The 14678-nt window shown below is 67.4% G+C and carries 9 protein-coding genes, 1 tRNA gene and 3 rRNA genes; 3 read left to right on the top strand and 10 right to left on the bottom strand.

Annotated elements, in window-relative coordinates:
• Nucleotides 1-265: 265 nt before the first annotated feature.
• The 4 genes from rrf to WBK50_RS06440 form a co-directional block, all read right to left on the bottom strand.
• Nucleotides 266-383 (bottom strand): 5S ribosomal RNA (gene rrf, locus WBK50_RS06455).
• Nucleotides 384-562: 179 nt separating this feature from the next.
• Nucleotides 563-3687: ribosomal RNA gene (locus WBK50_RS06450) — 23S ribosomal RNA — on the bottom strand.
• Between the two features lie 375 nt (nt 3688-4062).
• Nucleotides 4063-5586, bottom strand: a 16S ribosomal RNA gene (locus WBK50_RS06445).
• The 16S, 23S and 5S rRNA genes sit together here, the layout of an rRNA operon.
• A 536-nt stretch (nt 5587-6122) precedes the next feature.
• A complete protein-coding gene (locus WBK50_RS06440; RefSeq protein ID WP_341334708.1) occupies nt 6123-8297 on the bottom strand; it encodes a cytochrome c oxidase assembly protein in 2175 nt (724 codons plus the stop codon).
• 81 nt (nt 8298-8378) lie between these two features.
• On the opposite strand from WBK50_RS06440, the gene WBK50_RS06435 reads away from it, so the two are divergent.
• Nucleotides 8379-9011 (top strand): methyltransferase domain-containing protein, encoded by a 633-nt coding sequence (locus tag WBK50_RS06435; RefSeq protein ID WP_341334707.1) that lies wholly within the window; start codon nt 8379-8381, stop codon nt 9009-9011.
• Nucleotides 9012-9035: 24 nt separating this feature from the next.
• Here the strand turns inward: WBK50_RS06435 and WBK50_RS06430 are convergent, their stop codons facing one another.
• Nucleotides 9036-9833, bottom strand: a complete 798-nt coding sequence (locus WBK50_RS06430) for a PP2C family protein-serine/threonine phosphatase (RefSeq protein WP_341334706.1) — start codon at nt 9831-9833, stop codon at nt 9036-9038.
• 162 nt (nt 9834-9995) lie between these two features.
• Between WBK50_RS06430 and WBK50_RS06425 the strand changes: the two genes are divergently transcribed.
• Nucleotides 9996-10069 (top strand) — tRNA-Arg (locus WBK50_RS06425).
• A gap of 769 nt (nt 10070-10838) precedes the next feature.
• Here WBK50_RS06425 and WBK50_RS06420 read toward each other — a convergent pair.
• The 5 genes from WBK50_RS06420 to WBK50_RS06400 all read right to left on the bottom strand — a co-directional run bounded on the left by WBK50_RS06420 (nt 10839) and on the right by WBK50_RS06400 (nt 13564).
• Nucleotides 10839-11477: an ANTAR domain-containing protein gene (locus WBK50_RS06420; RefSeq protein WP_341334705.1), complete on the bottom strand. Its 639-nt coding sequence runs from the start codon at nt 11475-11477 to the stop codon at nt 10839-10841.
• A gap of 309 nt (nt 11478-11786) precedes the next feature.
• Complete coding sequence (locus WBK50_RS06415) at nt 11787-12395, bottom strand: hypothetical protein (protein ID WP_341334704.1); 609 nt, start codon at nt 12393-12395, stop codon at nt 11787-11789.
• 35 nt (nt 12396-12430) lie between these two features.
• The gene (locus WBK50_RS06410) at nt 12431-12979 is read right to left on the bottom strand and encodes an HAAS signaling domain-containing protein (RefSeq protein ID WP_341334703.1); all 549 of its coding nucleotides are present in this window, start codon (nt 12977-12979) and stop codon (nt 12431-12433) included.
• Nucleotides 12976-13296, bottom strand: coding sequence for a PadR family transcriptional regulator (locus WBK50_RS06405; protein WP_341334702.1), 321 nt, complete (start codon nt 13294-13296; stop codon nt 12976-12978). Before WBK50_RS06405 ends, WBK50_RS06410 begins: the two co-directional genes overlap by 4 nt.
• 76 nt (nt 13297-13372) lie before the next feature.
• Nucleotides 13373-13564, bottom strand: coding sequence for a hypothetical protein (locus WBK50_RS06400; RefSeq protein ID WP_341334701.1), 192 nt, complete (start codon nt 13562-13564; stop codon nt 13373-13375).
• A 45-nt stretch (nt 13565-13609) separates the two neighbouring features.
• Between WBK50_RS06400 and WBK50_RS06395 the strand changes: the two genes are divergently transcribed.
• Complete coding sequence (locus WBK50_RS06395) at nt 13610-14671, top strand: GGDEF domain-containing protein (RefSeq protein WP_341334700.1); 1062 nt, start codon at nt 13610-13612, stop codon at nt 14669-14671.
• Nucleotides 14672-14678 lie beyond the last annotated feature (7 nt).

Below are 14678 nucleotides of genomic sequence, written 5' to 3'. Positions count from 1 at the left end.
CCGAGAGTGTCGGCTGCTCGTGCGAGGATTGCCCGCCCCTGCTGGCATCGCCGGAACGTCCGCTCCGGGGGTGAACCGCGATGTCCGCGGCCCGGGGGACAGAGCACTTGTAGGCAAGTCCAGCCGGACCGGAGAACTGCGTGCGCGGCGACGGTTTCGCCTCGGTGGCGGACGCGGCGGGCATCGACGCGCCCACGCCCGGGGGTTTCTCGGAAATGCAGAAATGGTCCCGTAGCCGAAGCTACGGGACCATTCCCAGGTTGAATGTCGGCGGCGACCTACTCTCCCACACCCTGACGAGTGCAGTACCATCGGCGCTGGAGGGCTTAGCTTCCGGGTTCGGGATGGGACCGGGCGTTCCCCGCTCCGCCAAAACCACCGACAACACTATTCACCTATCCCCGCCCCGACCCCCACCGGATTCGAGAAACCTCGAACCCGAAAACGGGAAACCGACCCGGGTCGAACACCAACCCGCCACCCCCGAACCCCCGGTTTTCCCGGGGTATCGGGTGATGAGGGTTGTGTGCTCAGGGTCACACAGTGGATGCGAACAACTTGTTGTGGCAAGCCCTCGGCCTATTAGTACCAGTCAACTCCACCCCTCACAGGGCTTCCATCTCTGGCCTATCAACCCAGTCGTCTACTGGGAGCCTTAACCACGCAAGGTGGTGGGAGACCTCATCTTGGAACGAGCTTCCCGCTTAGATGCCTTCAGCGGTTATCCCTTCCGAACATAGCCAACCAGCCATGCCCCTGGCGGGACAACTGGCACACCAGAGGTTCGTCCGTCCCGGTCCTCTCGTACTAGGGACAGCCTTCCTCAAGTCTCCTACGCGCGCGGCGGATAGGGACCGAACTGTCTCACGACGTTCTAAACCCAGCTCGCGTACCGCTTTAATGGGCGAACAGCCCAACCCTTGGGACCTACTCCAGCCCCAGGATGCGACGAGCCGACATCGAGGTGCCAAACCATGCCGTCGATATGGACTCTTGGGCAAGATCAGCCTGTTATCCCCGGGGTACCTTTTATCCGTTGAGCGACACCCCTTCCACAAGGTGGTGCCGGATCACTAGTCCCGACTTTCGTCCCTGCTCGACCTGTCAGTCTCACAGTCAAGCTCCCTTGTGCACTTACACTCAACACCTGATTGCCAACCAGGCTGAGGGAACCTTTGGGCGCCTCCGTTACTCTTTAGGAGGCAACCGCCCCAGTTAAACTACCCACCAGGCACTGTCCCTGAACCAGATCATGGCCCGAGGTTGAGACACCCAATTCGACCAGAGTGGTATTTCAACAACGACTCCACAACCACTAGCGTGGCCGCTTCACAGTCTCCCACCTATCCTACACAAGCCGAACCGAGCACCAATACCAAGCTATAGTAAAGGTCCCGGGGTCTTTCCGTCCTGCCGCGCGTAACGAGCATCTTTACTCGTAGTGCAATTTCGCCGAGTCTGTGGTCGAGACAGCGCCCAAGTCGTTACGCCATTCGTGCAGGTCGGAACTTACCCGACAAGGAATTTCGCTACCTTAGGATGGTTATAGTTACCACCGCCGTTTACTGGCGCTTAAATTCTCCGCTTCGCCCCCGAAGGGACTAACAGGTCCTCTTAACGTTCCAGCACCGGGCAGGCGTCAGTCCGTATACATCGTCTTGCGACTTCGCACGGACCTGTGTTTTTAGTAAACAGTCGCTTGGGCCTGGTCTCTGCGACCGCCCAACCCTAGCCCGCAAAGGGGCTTCAAGTCAGACGGCCCTCCTTCTCCCGAAGTTACGGAGGTATTTTGCCGAGTTCCTTAACCACAGTTCGCTCGATCGCCTCGGTATTCTCTACCTGACCACCTGTGTCGGTTTGGGGTACGGGCCGCAACAGCACTCGCTAGAGGCTTTTCTCGACAGCATGGGATCACCCTACTTCGCCTCAATCGGCTACGCATCACGTCTCACCCGTCACGACCCCCGGATTTACCTAGGAGTCGGGCTACACGCTTACACCAGGACTACCACCGCCTGGCGAGGCTACCCTCCTGCGTCACCCCATCGCTTGCCTACTACCGGATCGGGTCCCACGCTCCACCACACCCACCGCTCCCGAAGGAACAGGCGGGGGGCTTCGGATGGTTAGCATCACCGGCCTCGGCACGGACGCACTATCACGAGCACGGGAATATCAACCCGTTGTCCATCGACTACGCCTGTCGGCCTCGCCTTAGGTCCCGGCTCACCCTGGGCGGAACAGCCTGGCCCAGGAACCCTTGGTCATTCGGCGGAAGAGATTCTCACTCTTCATTCGCTACTCATGCCTGCATTCTCACTCGCACACCCTCCACGACTAGCTCACGCTGCCGCTTCACCGGATGCACGACGCTCCCCTACCCATCCCAACGACTACACCCAAAAACCGAAATCCTCGGGCGGATCAATGCTGGAATGCCACGGCTTCGGCGGTGCGCTTGAGCCCCGCTACATTGTCGGCGCAGGACCACTTGACCAGTGAGCTATTACGCACTCTTTCAAGGGTGGCTGCTTCTAAGCCAACCTCCTGGTTGTCTGGGCGATCCCACATCCTTTCCCACTTAGCGCACGCTTAGGGGCCTTAGCCGGTGATCTGGGCTGTTTCCCTCTCGACTACGAAGCTTATCCCCCGCAGTCTCACTGCCGCGCTAAAAGTACCGGCATTCGGAGTTTGGTTGATTTCAGTAAGCTTGTCGGCCCCCTAGACCATCCAGTGCTCTACCTCCGGTACCCACCACGCGACGCTGCACCTAAATGCATTTCGGGGAGAACCAGCTATCACGGAGTTTGATTGGCCTTTCACCCCTAACCACAGCTCATCCCCCAGGTTTTCAACCCTGGTGGGTTCGGGCCTCCACGTCGTCTTACCGACGCTTCACCCTGGCCATGGCTAGATCACTCCGCTTCGGGTCTATACCCCGCGACTATAAGCGCCCTATTCAGACTCGCTTTCGCTACGGCTACCCCACACGGGTTAACCTCGCCACGAAGCATAACTCGCAGGCTCATTCTTCAAAAGGCACGCCATCACCCAACAAGTAGGCTCTGACGGCTTGTAGGCACACGGTTTCAGGTACTATTTCACTCCCCTCCCGGGGTACTTTTCACCTTTCCCTCACGGTACTCGTCCGCTATCGGTCATCAGGGAGTATTTAGGCTTACCGGGTGGTCCCGGCAGATTCACAGCAAATTCCACGAGCTCGCTGCTACTCGGGGACAACGTCCAAACCGCTCACAATGTTTTCGCGTACGGGGCTCTCACCCACTACGGCGACCCTTTCCAGAAGTCTTCCACTAACACTGCAACACGGCTTCGCAGGCACGGCAGCGCCCACACGACGAAACCCCACAACACCGCATCCGCAACGCCTGCCGGCTATCACACGGACCCGGTTTAGCCTCTTCCGCTTTCGCTCGCCACTACTCACGGAATCACGGTTGTTTTCTCTTCCTGTGGGTACTGAGATGTTTCACTTCCCCACGTTCCCCCTAACACCCTATGAATTCAGATGCTAGTGACGCGTCATGACACGCGCCGGGTTTCCCCATTCGGACACCCTCGGATCACAGCTTGGTTGACAACTCCCCGAGGACTATCGCGGTCTCCCACGTCCTTCATCGGCTCCTGATGCCCAGGCATCCACCATGTGCCCTTAAACACTTGACCACAACAAGATGCTCGCATCCACTATGCAACACTCAACACACAACCACACCCCAACCAATCCCTGACCACCACCACCCCCACCCACCACTGGAAAAAACCCAGCGGCGCGGGAGGCGTTAGACGGTCCAGGCCGGGAGCAGCCCGAGAACCACACCGATCACCGGTGTCTCCTCAGGACCCAACAGTGTGCCAAGCCTCGCCGCCCCCCGAAAGGAAACGGCCTGCTGTCTCGTTCAGCATGAATTGGTATTTTGTGTTCCACCCAGCCACCCACCGACCCCAGGCCGGCGAAGCGGATTGTGTGAAAGGAGACCGACCACCCGCGGGGCATACCCACGGCGCCGGTTCAACCTCACCAACCGGTGAGCTCCTTAGAAAGGAGGTGATCCAGCCGCACCTTCCGGTACGGCTACCTTGTTACGACTTCGTCCCAATCGCCGGTCCCACCTTCGACAACTCCCTCCCACAAGGGGTTGGGCCGTCGGCTTCGGGTGTTACCAACTTTCGTGACGTGACGGGCGGTGTGTACAAGGCCCGGGAACGTATTCACCGCAGCGTTGCTGATCTGCGATTACTAGCGACTCCAACTTCATGGGGTCGAGTTGCAGACCCCAATCCGAACTGAGACCGACTTTAAGGGATTCGCTCCACCTCACGGTCTCGCAGCCCTCTGTATCGGCCATTGTAGCATGTGTGAAGCCCTGGACATAAGGGGCATGATGACTTGACGTCATCCCCACCTTCCTCCGAGTTGACCCCGGCAGTCTCCCATGAGTCCCCGGCATAACCCGCTGGCAACATGGAACGAGGGTTGCGCTCGTTGCGGGACTTAACCCAACATCTCACGACACGAGCTGACGACAGCCATGCACCACCTGCACACCAACCACAAGGGAAGCCCTATCTCTAGGGATGTCTGGTGCATGTCAAACCCAGGTAAGGTTCTTCGCGTTGCATCGAATTAATCCACATGCTCCGCCGCTTGTGCGGGCCCCCGTCAATTCCTTTGAGTTTTAGCCTTGCGGCCGTACTCCCCAGGCGGGGCGCTTAATGCGTTAGCTGCGGCACAGAGACCGTGGAATGGCCCCCACACCTAGCGCCCACCGTTTACGGCGTGGACTACCAGGGTATCTAATCCTGTTCGCTCCCCACGCTTTCGCTCCTCAGCGTCAGTATCGGCCCAGAGACCCGCCTTCGCCACCGGTGTTCCTCCTGATATCTGCGCATTTCACCGCTACACCAGGAATTCCAGTCTCCCCTGCCGAACTCCAGTGATGCCCGTATCGACCGCAAGCTCAGAGTTAAGCCCCAAGTTTTCACGATCGACGTGACACACCGCCTACGAGCTCTTTACGCCCAATAATTCCGGACAACGCTCGCACCCTACGTATTACCGCGGCTGCTGGCACGTAGTTGGCCGGTGCTTCTTCTCTACCTACCGTCACCCCGAAAGGCTTCGTCGATAGCGAAAGAGGTTTACAACCCGAAGGCCGTCATCCCCCACGCGGCGTCGCTGCGTCAGGCTTCCGCCCATTGCGCAATATTCCCCACTGCTGCCTCCCGTAGGAGTCTGGGCCGTGTCTCAGTCCCAGTGTGGCCGGTCGCCCTCTCAGGCCGGCTACCCGTCGTCGCCTTGGTAGGCCATCACCCCACCAACAAGCTGATAGGCCGCGGGCCCATCCCCAGCCGAAAAAACTTTCCACCACACACCATGCGACATGTGGTCATATCCGGTATTAGACCCAGTTTCCCAGGCTTATCCCAGAGCTGAGGGCAGGTCACCCACGTGTTACTCACCCGTTCGCCGCTCGTGTACCCCGAAGGGCCTTACCGCTCGACTTGCATGTGTTAAGCACGCCGCCAGCGTTCGTCCTGAGCCAGGATCAAACTCTCCAACAAAAACTGGCCCTACAAAAAAATGCCGACCGACGCATCAGGGACGGGGTCCCACGCCGGCCGAACTCATCTGGCACAAAAACCACCAAACAAGAAAACAAGCTCGACACACTGTTGAGTTCTCAAAAGACACCCGCACACCATCACCGGTCTCGCAACCAGCTCCGGGGCTCCGTCTGTCAGAAGCCTACCAGACCAACCCGGCCTGAGGCAACTCTCTTATGTTACGCAAGCCCCCCAGCGGCGTCAACCCCTGAAGTTCCCGCGCCCGGCCGATCTTCCCCCACCAGGAGGGACCACCAACCGGAAGCTCGCCACCCACATCCCGGACCCTGACTCTGGGCCGAAGAGCTCGTCCCGGTCTGTCGTGCTGTCCGTTCCTGGCGACGAAGAGAAAGTTACACAGGGGCTTCCGGGGCCGTCAAATCGCCCCCCTACTTGGGGTCTGACCTGCGAAAACAGGCCGATCAGCCGGCCAGTGCAGTCCATCGCCACGGGGGCCCCGAGCGACGAACGGTCGGCCCGGAAGGCACCGTGCGTCAGCCGCTGACCTGGCCCGATCGTTCGGTTTCCGGGCCGTCCGAAGCCTCTGCGACGTCGTCCGACCGTCGTTCGTCGTCAACGTTCGCGTCCGGAAAATTCTTCCGAGAATTTTCGGCCGCGCCGGGCGTAGCGGTTCCCGTCGCCAGGCGGCGCAGCATGGCGTTGTACGCCTGCAGGTCCTCGTCGCCGTCCGCGTCCGCCCGACGATCATCGCGTCGGGCGGACCGTTCGTCCTGGCGCGACCACTGGATCAGCAGCGCGAGGATGACGATGAGCAGCGGGCCTTCACCGGAGGCCCAGGCCAGGCCGCCACCCAATTTCTGGTCCGCGAGCGGGTCCGTCACCCAGGGCAGGGCCAGCGCTCGGTAGAACTCCGCGCCGATCACCGCCTTCGTACTCATCAGCGCGACGCCGAAGAACGCGTGGAACGGCAGCGACGCGAACACGACGGCGAGCCGGACGACCGGCTGCAGGCGACGTGGCGACGGGTCGATGCCCACCAACGGCCAGAAGAACAGGAACCCCACGAGCAGGAAGTGCGCGTTCATCGCGACGTGCGCCCAGTGCTCGGTGAGCGCCCAGCCGAAGAGGTCCGAGAAGTACAGCGCGTAGTACGTCCCCACGAACAGCGGGAGCGTCACCAGCGGATGCGTGAGCCATCGGGACACCGGCGAGTGGACCCCCGCCAGCAGCCACTCCCGGGGCCCCGGCACTCCCCCGCGTCCCACCGCGGGCAACGCTCTCAGTGCCAGCGTCACCGGCGCCCCCAGGACCAGCAGGATCGGCGTCAGCATCGACAGCATCATGTGGCTGCCCATGTGCACGCTGAACATCGCCGGCGCGTACTTGCCGATGCCCGAGCTCGTGGCGATCAGCATGACCACGCAGCCGAGCAACCAGGAGATCGTGCGGCCCGCGGGCCAGTGGTCGCCACGCCGCCGGAGCCTGACGACCCCCCGCAGGTAGAGCACGGCGAGCAGGATCGCGAGGCTGCCGAACACCAGGTCGAACCGCCAGTCGAAGGCGAGACGCGCGAGCGTCGGCGGGCCGGCGAGGTCGTAGCCGAGCACCACCTCGGTCCGGGACGGCGGCGCGGCCCCCGTGCTCGGCGGAGCGCTGCGGCCCAACGCGACGGCCAGCCCGACCGTCGCCAGCATGATCAGCACTTCGACGCCACCGAACCGCAGCAGAGCGCCGCGCTCCCCCCGGGCCACGGCGTCCACCGAGTACCTGCGGTGGAGTGCTCCCAGGCCGCCGAGCACCAGCAGCGCGACGGTCTTCCCCAGCAGCAACGTCCCGTACGTCGTGCCGAGGAGGTAGTCGATCGGCACGCGCACCAGCGCGTTGATCACCCCCGTGGCCGCGAGCACCAACCAGCACCAGAAGGCGACTCTCGAGAACCGGCGCACGGCCACCGGGAGTGCCTCGCCGGACGTCGAACCGTTCGCCGCCGCGAGCACCAGCACCGCGACCAGACCACCGACCCAGAGTGACGCGGCCAGGACATGCATGACGAGGCTGTTCGTCGCGACGTCGTGCGAACCGCCTGCGGCCGAGTGCCCGGTGAGCGCCACCGGCAGCGGGCCGAGCAGCGACAACCCGAACGCGAGCACGGTCCAGCCCCAGCTCAGCACCAGGCGGCAGGCGACCAGCACCAGGAGCGCGACGATCGCCGTCAGCAACCATGACGACGGACCGTCGACCTTGGGCAACAGGTCCACGAGCAGGCCGAGGTCCAGGACGCGCGCAACCGGTCTGCCCAGCGCGTCCGACATCGTCAGCGGCACCATCAGGAAGCCCGCGACCGCCCACGCGCCGGCGGCGTACGACGCCGCGCGCACCGCCCGGTAGCCCGCGACGTCGAGATAGCCGCTGCGTTGGGGCGGCACCAGGAACGCGGCGAAGAGGAGCGAGCCGATGGCGAGCGCCGCGCTCACCTCCGCGAGGGCGCGCACGGCGGGCAGCCCGAGGTCGGTCAGGGGCCCGGGTTCGGAGAGACCGAGGTTCGCGGCGGGTCGGGCTCCGGTGAGGGCGACGAGCCCCGCCGCGACGAGTGCCGCGACAGCGGCCCCGAGGCCGACGAGGCCCCAGATGCCGGAGGCGGGCCTGCTCCTCCCGGAGTGTTCGGAACCGTTCGGGCCGGTCACCGGCTCGGCGGTGGTCTGCGCCATGGATCCAGGCTATGCCCGCGGACCGACGGTCCGCGGGCGGTGGTGGCATTTCCGTCGGTGCCCGCTGCCACACTGCGGCCCGTGAGGCAGAACGAGGTGTCCGACGCGGTGGGGCCGCCGCTCCTGGCGTCCCTCGCGGGACGCAGGGGATCCGCGGCGGACTGGGTCCGCGCCGCGTTGCCGCGCGACCGCGCCCTCGTCGAACTCGGGGACGGTGGGAGCCGGCTGCGCATCGACGGGCGGACGGCGGCCGTGCGTCCGGAGACGCTTCCCTTGGCCGACGACGCCGTGGACACCCTCCTGCTGTCCCTCGTCCTCCCGCTGGTGCCCCGGCCGGACGCACTGTTCGCCGAGCTCAGACGAGTGCTCCGTCCGGCGGGCACGCTCGTCGCGGTGGTCCCGTCGGGGACGGTGCGCTCGTTCGCGGAACTGCGGACGGCCGGCGTCCGGCGCGCGCTCGGCGGCAGCTGGCCGAACTCGGCGGGGCTGGACCACGCCGGCTGGTTGCTCACCTCGGCCGACTTCGCCGTGCTCAAGGACGACCGCGCGCTCTTCTTCCTGCCGCTGCCGGACGAGGCCGCCGCGCGAGGCGCACCCGCTGCCCTGGGAACCGCCGGCCTGCGGCCGCCCGGGCTCGTCGACGCGGAGGTGCTGACACCGCTCGCGGGGGGATCCCTGCCCGTCGCGCTCCGCCGGCTGGTGGCGAGACGATGACGGTGTCCGGCACGGAGGCGCGGCTCAGAGCAGGTCGGCCACCTCGGCCGCCGCCCCCACGATCCGCCGGCCCTGCGGCTGTGCGTCCGGCTCGTCGACGACGTCGACCACGACGCAGGTGATGTTGTCCGGTCCGCCGCCCTCGTTGGACAGGGCGATGAGCTGCGCGACCGCCTCGTCCGGGTCCGGGAACGAGGCCAGGATCTCGCCGACGACGTTGTCCGGCAGCACGGCGGTCACGCCGTCCGAGCAGAGCAGGTAGCGCTCGCCCACCTCCGGCTCGAGCAGGAGGAGGTCCGGCTCCGGTGGGTGATCCGTGCTGAGCGCACGCATCAGGACGGAGCGGCGCGGGTGGGTCAGTGCCTCCTCCGGCGTGATCTGCCCTTCGTCGACGAGCTGCTGCACCATCGTGTGGTCGTGCGTGATCTGTTGGAGCCTGCCCCCGCTCAGCCGGTAGATCCGGGAGTCGCCGACGTGGGCGAGACCGAGGTGCGTGCCGTCGAACAGCAGCGCGACCACGGTGGTGCCCATGCCGAGGGTGTCCGGGTCCTGCTCCGCGTGGGCGGCCAACCGGTTCGACGCGTCCTGGACGGCGGCACCGAGCTCCGCCTGCAGATCGACGGCGCCGAGGTCGTCGGGGAGCCGGTCGTCGAGGGTCGTGAGCGCGGCGATGGTGAGCGCGCTGGCCACCTCGCCGTGGGCGTGTCCGCCCATTCCGTCCGCCACCGCCAGCAGCCGGTCGCCGGCCGTCGCCGAGTCCTGGTTCGCCGAGCGACGGCGACCGACGTCGGAGCCGATCGCGGAGCGGAGTGCCAGTGCCATTCACATAGTATGGATCTAGGGTGCGCTCTTCGTTGCAGGCGACACCACCAACGGTCGCCCGCTTTCGGTGGATCGCACGGACGGGGGCCACTCCCGGCGGCCGTTCGGCCCTAGCGCATCGACCCGCTACCCTCGTATGCCGCAGCTCCCTCGGAGCAGCACGCCCTCGTAGCTCAGCTGGATAGAGCAAGAGCCTTCTAATCTCTAGGTCGCAGGTTCGAATCCTGCCGGGGGCACTCAGACGCAGTCATCACGACGACCCGGTCGAGAGGCCGAGATCCTCCCCGGCGTGTACCCCGCGCTTCGCGGGCCGAACGCGTCCAACGCCACCGCGGCATTCGCTCCGTTGCTGCTCGCGGGTGTTGTCCGGGTCGCGGAGTCTGACGTTCGTCGACGGGAAGACCCCGTCGGGCCGACTCCGCATGCCGCCGGACTAGCAGATCCCTCACCCACGCGGGCGGCCCGATGGTCCGCATTCCGGCCGGTATCGGTCGAGCAGCTCACGCAGGAATGCCCTCGTGCGGTCAGGACGACCCGCCCACGGTCCTCGGCGACCTTGTGGGCCGCCGTCGTCAAGTCCCTGTCGGACAACGTCTCGGGGTCGCTGTACCGCAGCGTCAGCACGTCCACGCGAGAACGAGAGCGGGGCGTCACGCTCCAGCAGCTTCCTGAGCTGATCGCGGGCGCTGTCGGCGTCCCGGCCGGTGGTGCCGGGCGTGGTCGTGCCCCTCGAGCTTCTGTCTGGCTCGCAACGAGCGGCGGATCGGCCGGGCGCGGGTGCCGCTCGTGGGAGTGCTCGCCGCGGACCGGAAGCTGGTCCCGCCGTCGAGAGGCGAGGGCTTCGACGACGTCGAGGTCGTGCGGGCCTGATACCCGAGAGGCGCGGTCGGAGAGCCGGTCCTCTCCCGGAGCCGGCTCGTCGAGGCCCGGCGCTCGTCGAGGCCAGGAACGCCGAGGGCGCGCCCCCGGACCGCGCTCCGCTACGCCGGCCGGCCCGGGCGCCGGTCAGAGCTCCGCGCGGCGCGTCGCGAGGATCTCGGCGAGCCGGGCGAGCTTGACGTTGAGCGACTGCGACGCCGCCTTCAGGACGTCGAACGCCTCGGCCTCGTCGATGCCGCGGCGTTCCATCAGGATCCCCTTGGCCTGGCCGATCACGTCCCGGCTGCGTAGGGCCTCCTTGAGCTGGACCACCTCCAGCTCCGCCCGGCCGGTGGCGAGCGTGCCCGCGAGCGCAACGGCAGCGTGCGCGGCCAGGACCAGCGCGGCGTCGCGGTCCGCCTCCGAGAGGCCCCCGCGGCGCCGCGAGTAGACGTTGAGCGACCCGACCCGCGGCGGGTCCTGCGCGGGGAACAGGCCGATCGCCATCACGCTCTCAATCCCGAGCTCGGCCGCCGCCGGGCCCCACTTCGCGAAGCCCTCCCCCGCCGGCAGATCCGCCGAGAACGCGATCCCGATTCCCGGGATGCGGCTCGCGTCCAGGCAGGGGCCCTCGTCGAACTCGTTCTGCAGCTCGTCGAGCCGAATGCCGATCGCGTCGGTGGTCGCAGGGGTGTCGAGCGTGCCGTCGGGGGCCCGCAGGGAGACGCTGACGACGTCGGCGCCGGGCACCACCCGCAGAGCGGCCTCGGCGATGCGTTCCAGCACATCCTGCACGGTGGGTGCGTCGAGCAGCTTCTCGGCGAGCGCGACGAACTCGGCAACGACCGGGCCCGGAGGCGCGAGCTCCCCTGCGGATCACGGGTCGACATCGGCTCTCCTCTGTTCCAACGTGGTTGGCGGCCGGACCGCCGCCAGCCTACGTACCCCGTCCTCGCACACTCGCCCACCGAGGTCGACCCGGCACCTCGGGCGGGCCGTGCCGGCGCATCCCCCGATGCGCCGGCACGGCCCGATGAAGACCCGTTCCTCGGCGATCACCCCTCCCCAGGGGTGCCGGTACGGCGGGTCAGGTTCTCAACGCGGCGGCGCCGGGGTCGGGAGCGCGGCCGAGCTCGATCCCGACCTGGGCACCGCGGTCGGAGCGACCGACGGGGCGGCGGACGGGACCGCCACCACCAGCGGTCCGGGCGGGACGCTCCGGCAGCGCCCGGTGCGATCGTCGAACTCGACGACGCCCCGCGGATACGGGCGGGCGGACCGCGCGGCGGCCATTGTGGTCCCGCTCGCCGAGGTGCCCTCGTCCTCGCAGCCCGAGGTGTTGCCGGTGTCGATCGGGCGTCCGTCCTGGTCGAACAGGTAGACGCCGGTCAGCGGCGTCCCGTTCGCGTCGACCGGGCGGATGTCCCGGATCTCGCGGCGCGAGTCCTGCCAGAGCCCCGGCAGCGACGGCGGCGAGTAGCTCGCGTAGGACGACGGCGCGCCGAGCGAGCCCGCCATCGCCGCCGCGACGGCCAGACCCGCGGCCAGGCCGTTGAGCGGGACGACTCCCCACAGCCAGCGGCGGTCCCGCCGGGACAGGTGCCCCACCCACACCGAGAGCGGTACCGTCAGCAACGACACCAGCACGATCACCGACACCTGCGAGTCGGCGAAGATCCGGACCGCGAGCGCGGACGCGATCACCCCGCGGACGACCCACCAGGCCGGCTGCAGGCTCGTCAGGAATCCCGCTGCTCCGCGCCAGGGTGAGTCCGCCCGGGACGGGCGGCGGCGAACCGGCGCACCTCCGGCAGCCCCACCGCGGACGGGACACGGGGCCCGTCGGGCAGCACCACGGGCAGCGCCACCAGCCCGGCCAGGATCCCGAACAGCACCAGCGATGGGACCTCGCCCAACCCTCCGGCCAGCAGGAACAGCGTGGCCAGGACGAGCAGCGCGACGGCGAACCGCCCGGCCGCCGCGCGCGACCGCACCTTCTCCGGAGGCCCGGGAGGAGCCGGATACCCGGCAGCGGACCGCAGCTCGGCGGCATAGGCGTCCGGACCGCCGAGCCGGCCGGTGAGCGTCTCGAAGTCCCCGGGGCCGTCGAGTTCCGCGGTGAGGTCGGCGAGATGCGCACGCACGTCGTCGAGGATCTCGGCGACCTCGGACGCCGGCAGGTCCGCGAGAGCCACCCGCACGCCGTCCAGGTAGCGGTCCGCAGGTGCCGGGTCCGCCGCGATCCGGACGGTGGGCTCGTCCCCGACGACACTGTTCTCCGACGTCATGCCGCTTTCACCAAGCCTTCCATGGTCCTGGCGAACGCCTGCCAGGTCTCGACGCTCTCCTTCAACCGCTCCCGGCCCGGGCCGTTCAGGCTGTAGTACTTGCGGTGCGGACCCTCCTCGCTCGGCATCACGTACGACGTGAGCAGACCCGCGTTGTACAGGCGGCGCAGGGTTCCGTAGACGGACGCGTCCCCGACGTCCGGCAGGCCTGCCGCCCGCAGGCCACGGACCACCTCGTAGCCGTAGCCGTCCGCCCGCTCCAGCACCGCCAGCACCGCCAGATCGAGCACGCCCTTGAGCAGCTGACTCGTGTCCACGGCCGCCCCCCTTCTCCGCGACGCACACTACTGCGCATCACGCAGTAGCACGCGAACGGGGGTACCGGCGTGTCGTTCAGGCGACGCAGAACTCGTTGTCCGCAGCGTCCTCGCGGGTCCGGAACGGCGCGGGCAGCGGTTCGGCCTCGTAGCCGAGGGCGAGCTTCCGGAACCCGCGCGGGCGGCCGGGGCTCGTGGAGTCGAGGGTCAGGGAGATCCGGAGAGCCGTCGCGACCCCTTCGCGCAGGTGGGACGACGAGTGGTTCACGGTGTGACCGATGCGCCCGGCTCCCGCCGAAAGTTAGGGTGCCTGATGCCCGTGAGGCCGAACGCGAGCACGTCGATGCAGGTGGCGGCCCACCTGCTGCCGGCGCGCGCGTTCGACACGGCCTGCGAACTCGTCGTCCGTCACCTCTCCGACGTCGCCCCGATGGGGATGTGGGCGGTCACCCGGATCGCGAGCGGACGGCAGATCGTCCTCGCGACCGACGGCGACGCGTACCCGATCACGCACGGCGCGGAGGTCGACTACGCCGGCTCGATGTGCCAGTGGATGGTCTCGGGCACGGCTCCGCGGATCGCGCCGGACGTCTCCGCCGTCCCGGAGTACGCGGCGGCCGCCACCCACGCCCCGATCGAGATCAGCTCCTACATCGGCACGCCGATCGTCCAGCCCGACGGCGAGCTGTTCGGCACGGTCTGCGGCTTCGACCCGCACCGCAAGCCGGTCTCGCTGACCGAGCACGGGCCGCTGCTGGACCTGCTCTCCAGCCTGTTGTCCGCGGTGCTCGAGTCCGACCTGCGCGCCACCGCGATCGCCCGCGAGCTCGAGCAGGCCCGGCGCGAGGCCGAGGTCGACGCGCTGACCGGGCTGTTGAACCGCCGCGGCTGGGACCGGTACCTGCGGCAGGAGGAGCAGCGGTTCCGCCGCTTCGGCGACCCCGCGTGCGTCGTGGTGCTGGACCTCGACCACCTGAAGAGCGTCAACGACACCCAGGGGCACGAGGCCGGGGACCGCCACATCCGGCGCGCCGCCACCGTGCTGGCCGGGACGGTCCGCAAGGGCGACGTCCTGGCCCGGCTCGGCGGCGACGAGTTCGGCATCGTCGCCGTCGGCGCGACGCCCGAGCAGGCCGGCGAGCTGGTGGCCCGCGCCGAGCGCGCGATGGCGACGGCCGGCGTGGCGGGCTCGTTCGGGCACGCCCCGTACAGCGTCGTCACCGGCTTCCCCGGCGCCTGGCAGGCCGCGGACGAGGCGATGTACGAGCAGAAACGGCGACGGCGGGGCGACGGTGCGCGGCACGGCTCGGACCGGACGGCCCCCGCTCGCCCGGTGCCGGACCAGGGCCGGCCGGGCCGGCACCGGCGGGCGTAGGCGCCGG

The sequence above is a fragment of the Pseudonocardia sp. T1-2H genome (assembly GCF_038039215.1).
In the GTDB taxonomy this organism is placed as follows: Bacteria; Actinomycetota; Actinomycetes; order Mycobacteriales; family Pseudonocardiaceae; genus Pseudonocardia.
The sequence above is the reverse complement of the archived record's forward strand: the minus strand, read 5'-3'. Positions and strand labels throughout refer to the sequence as shown.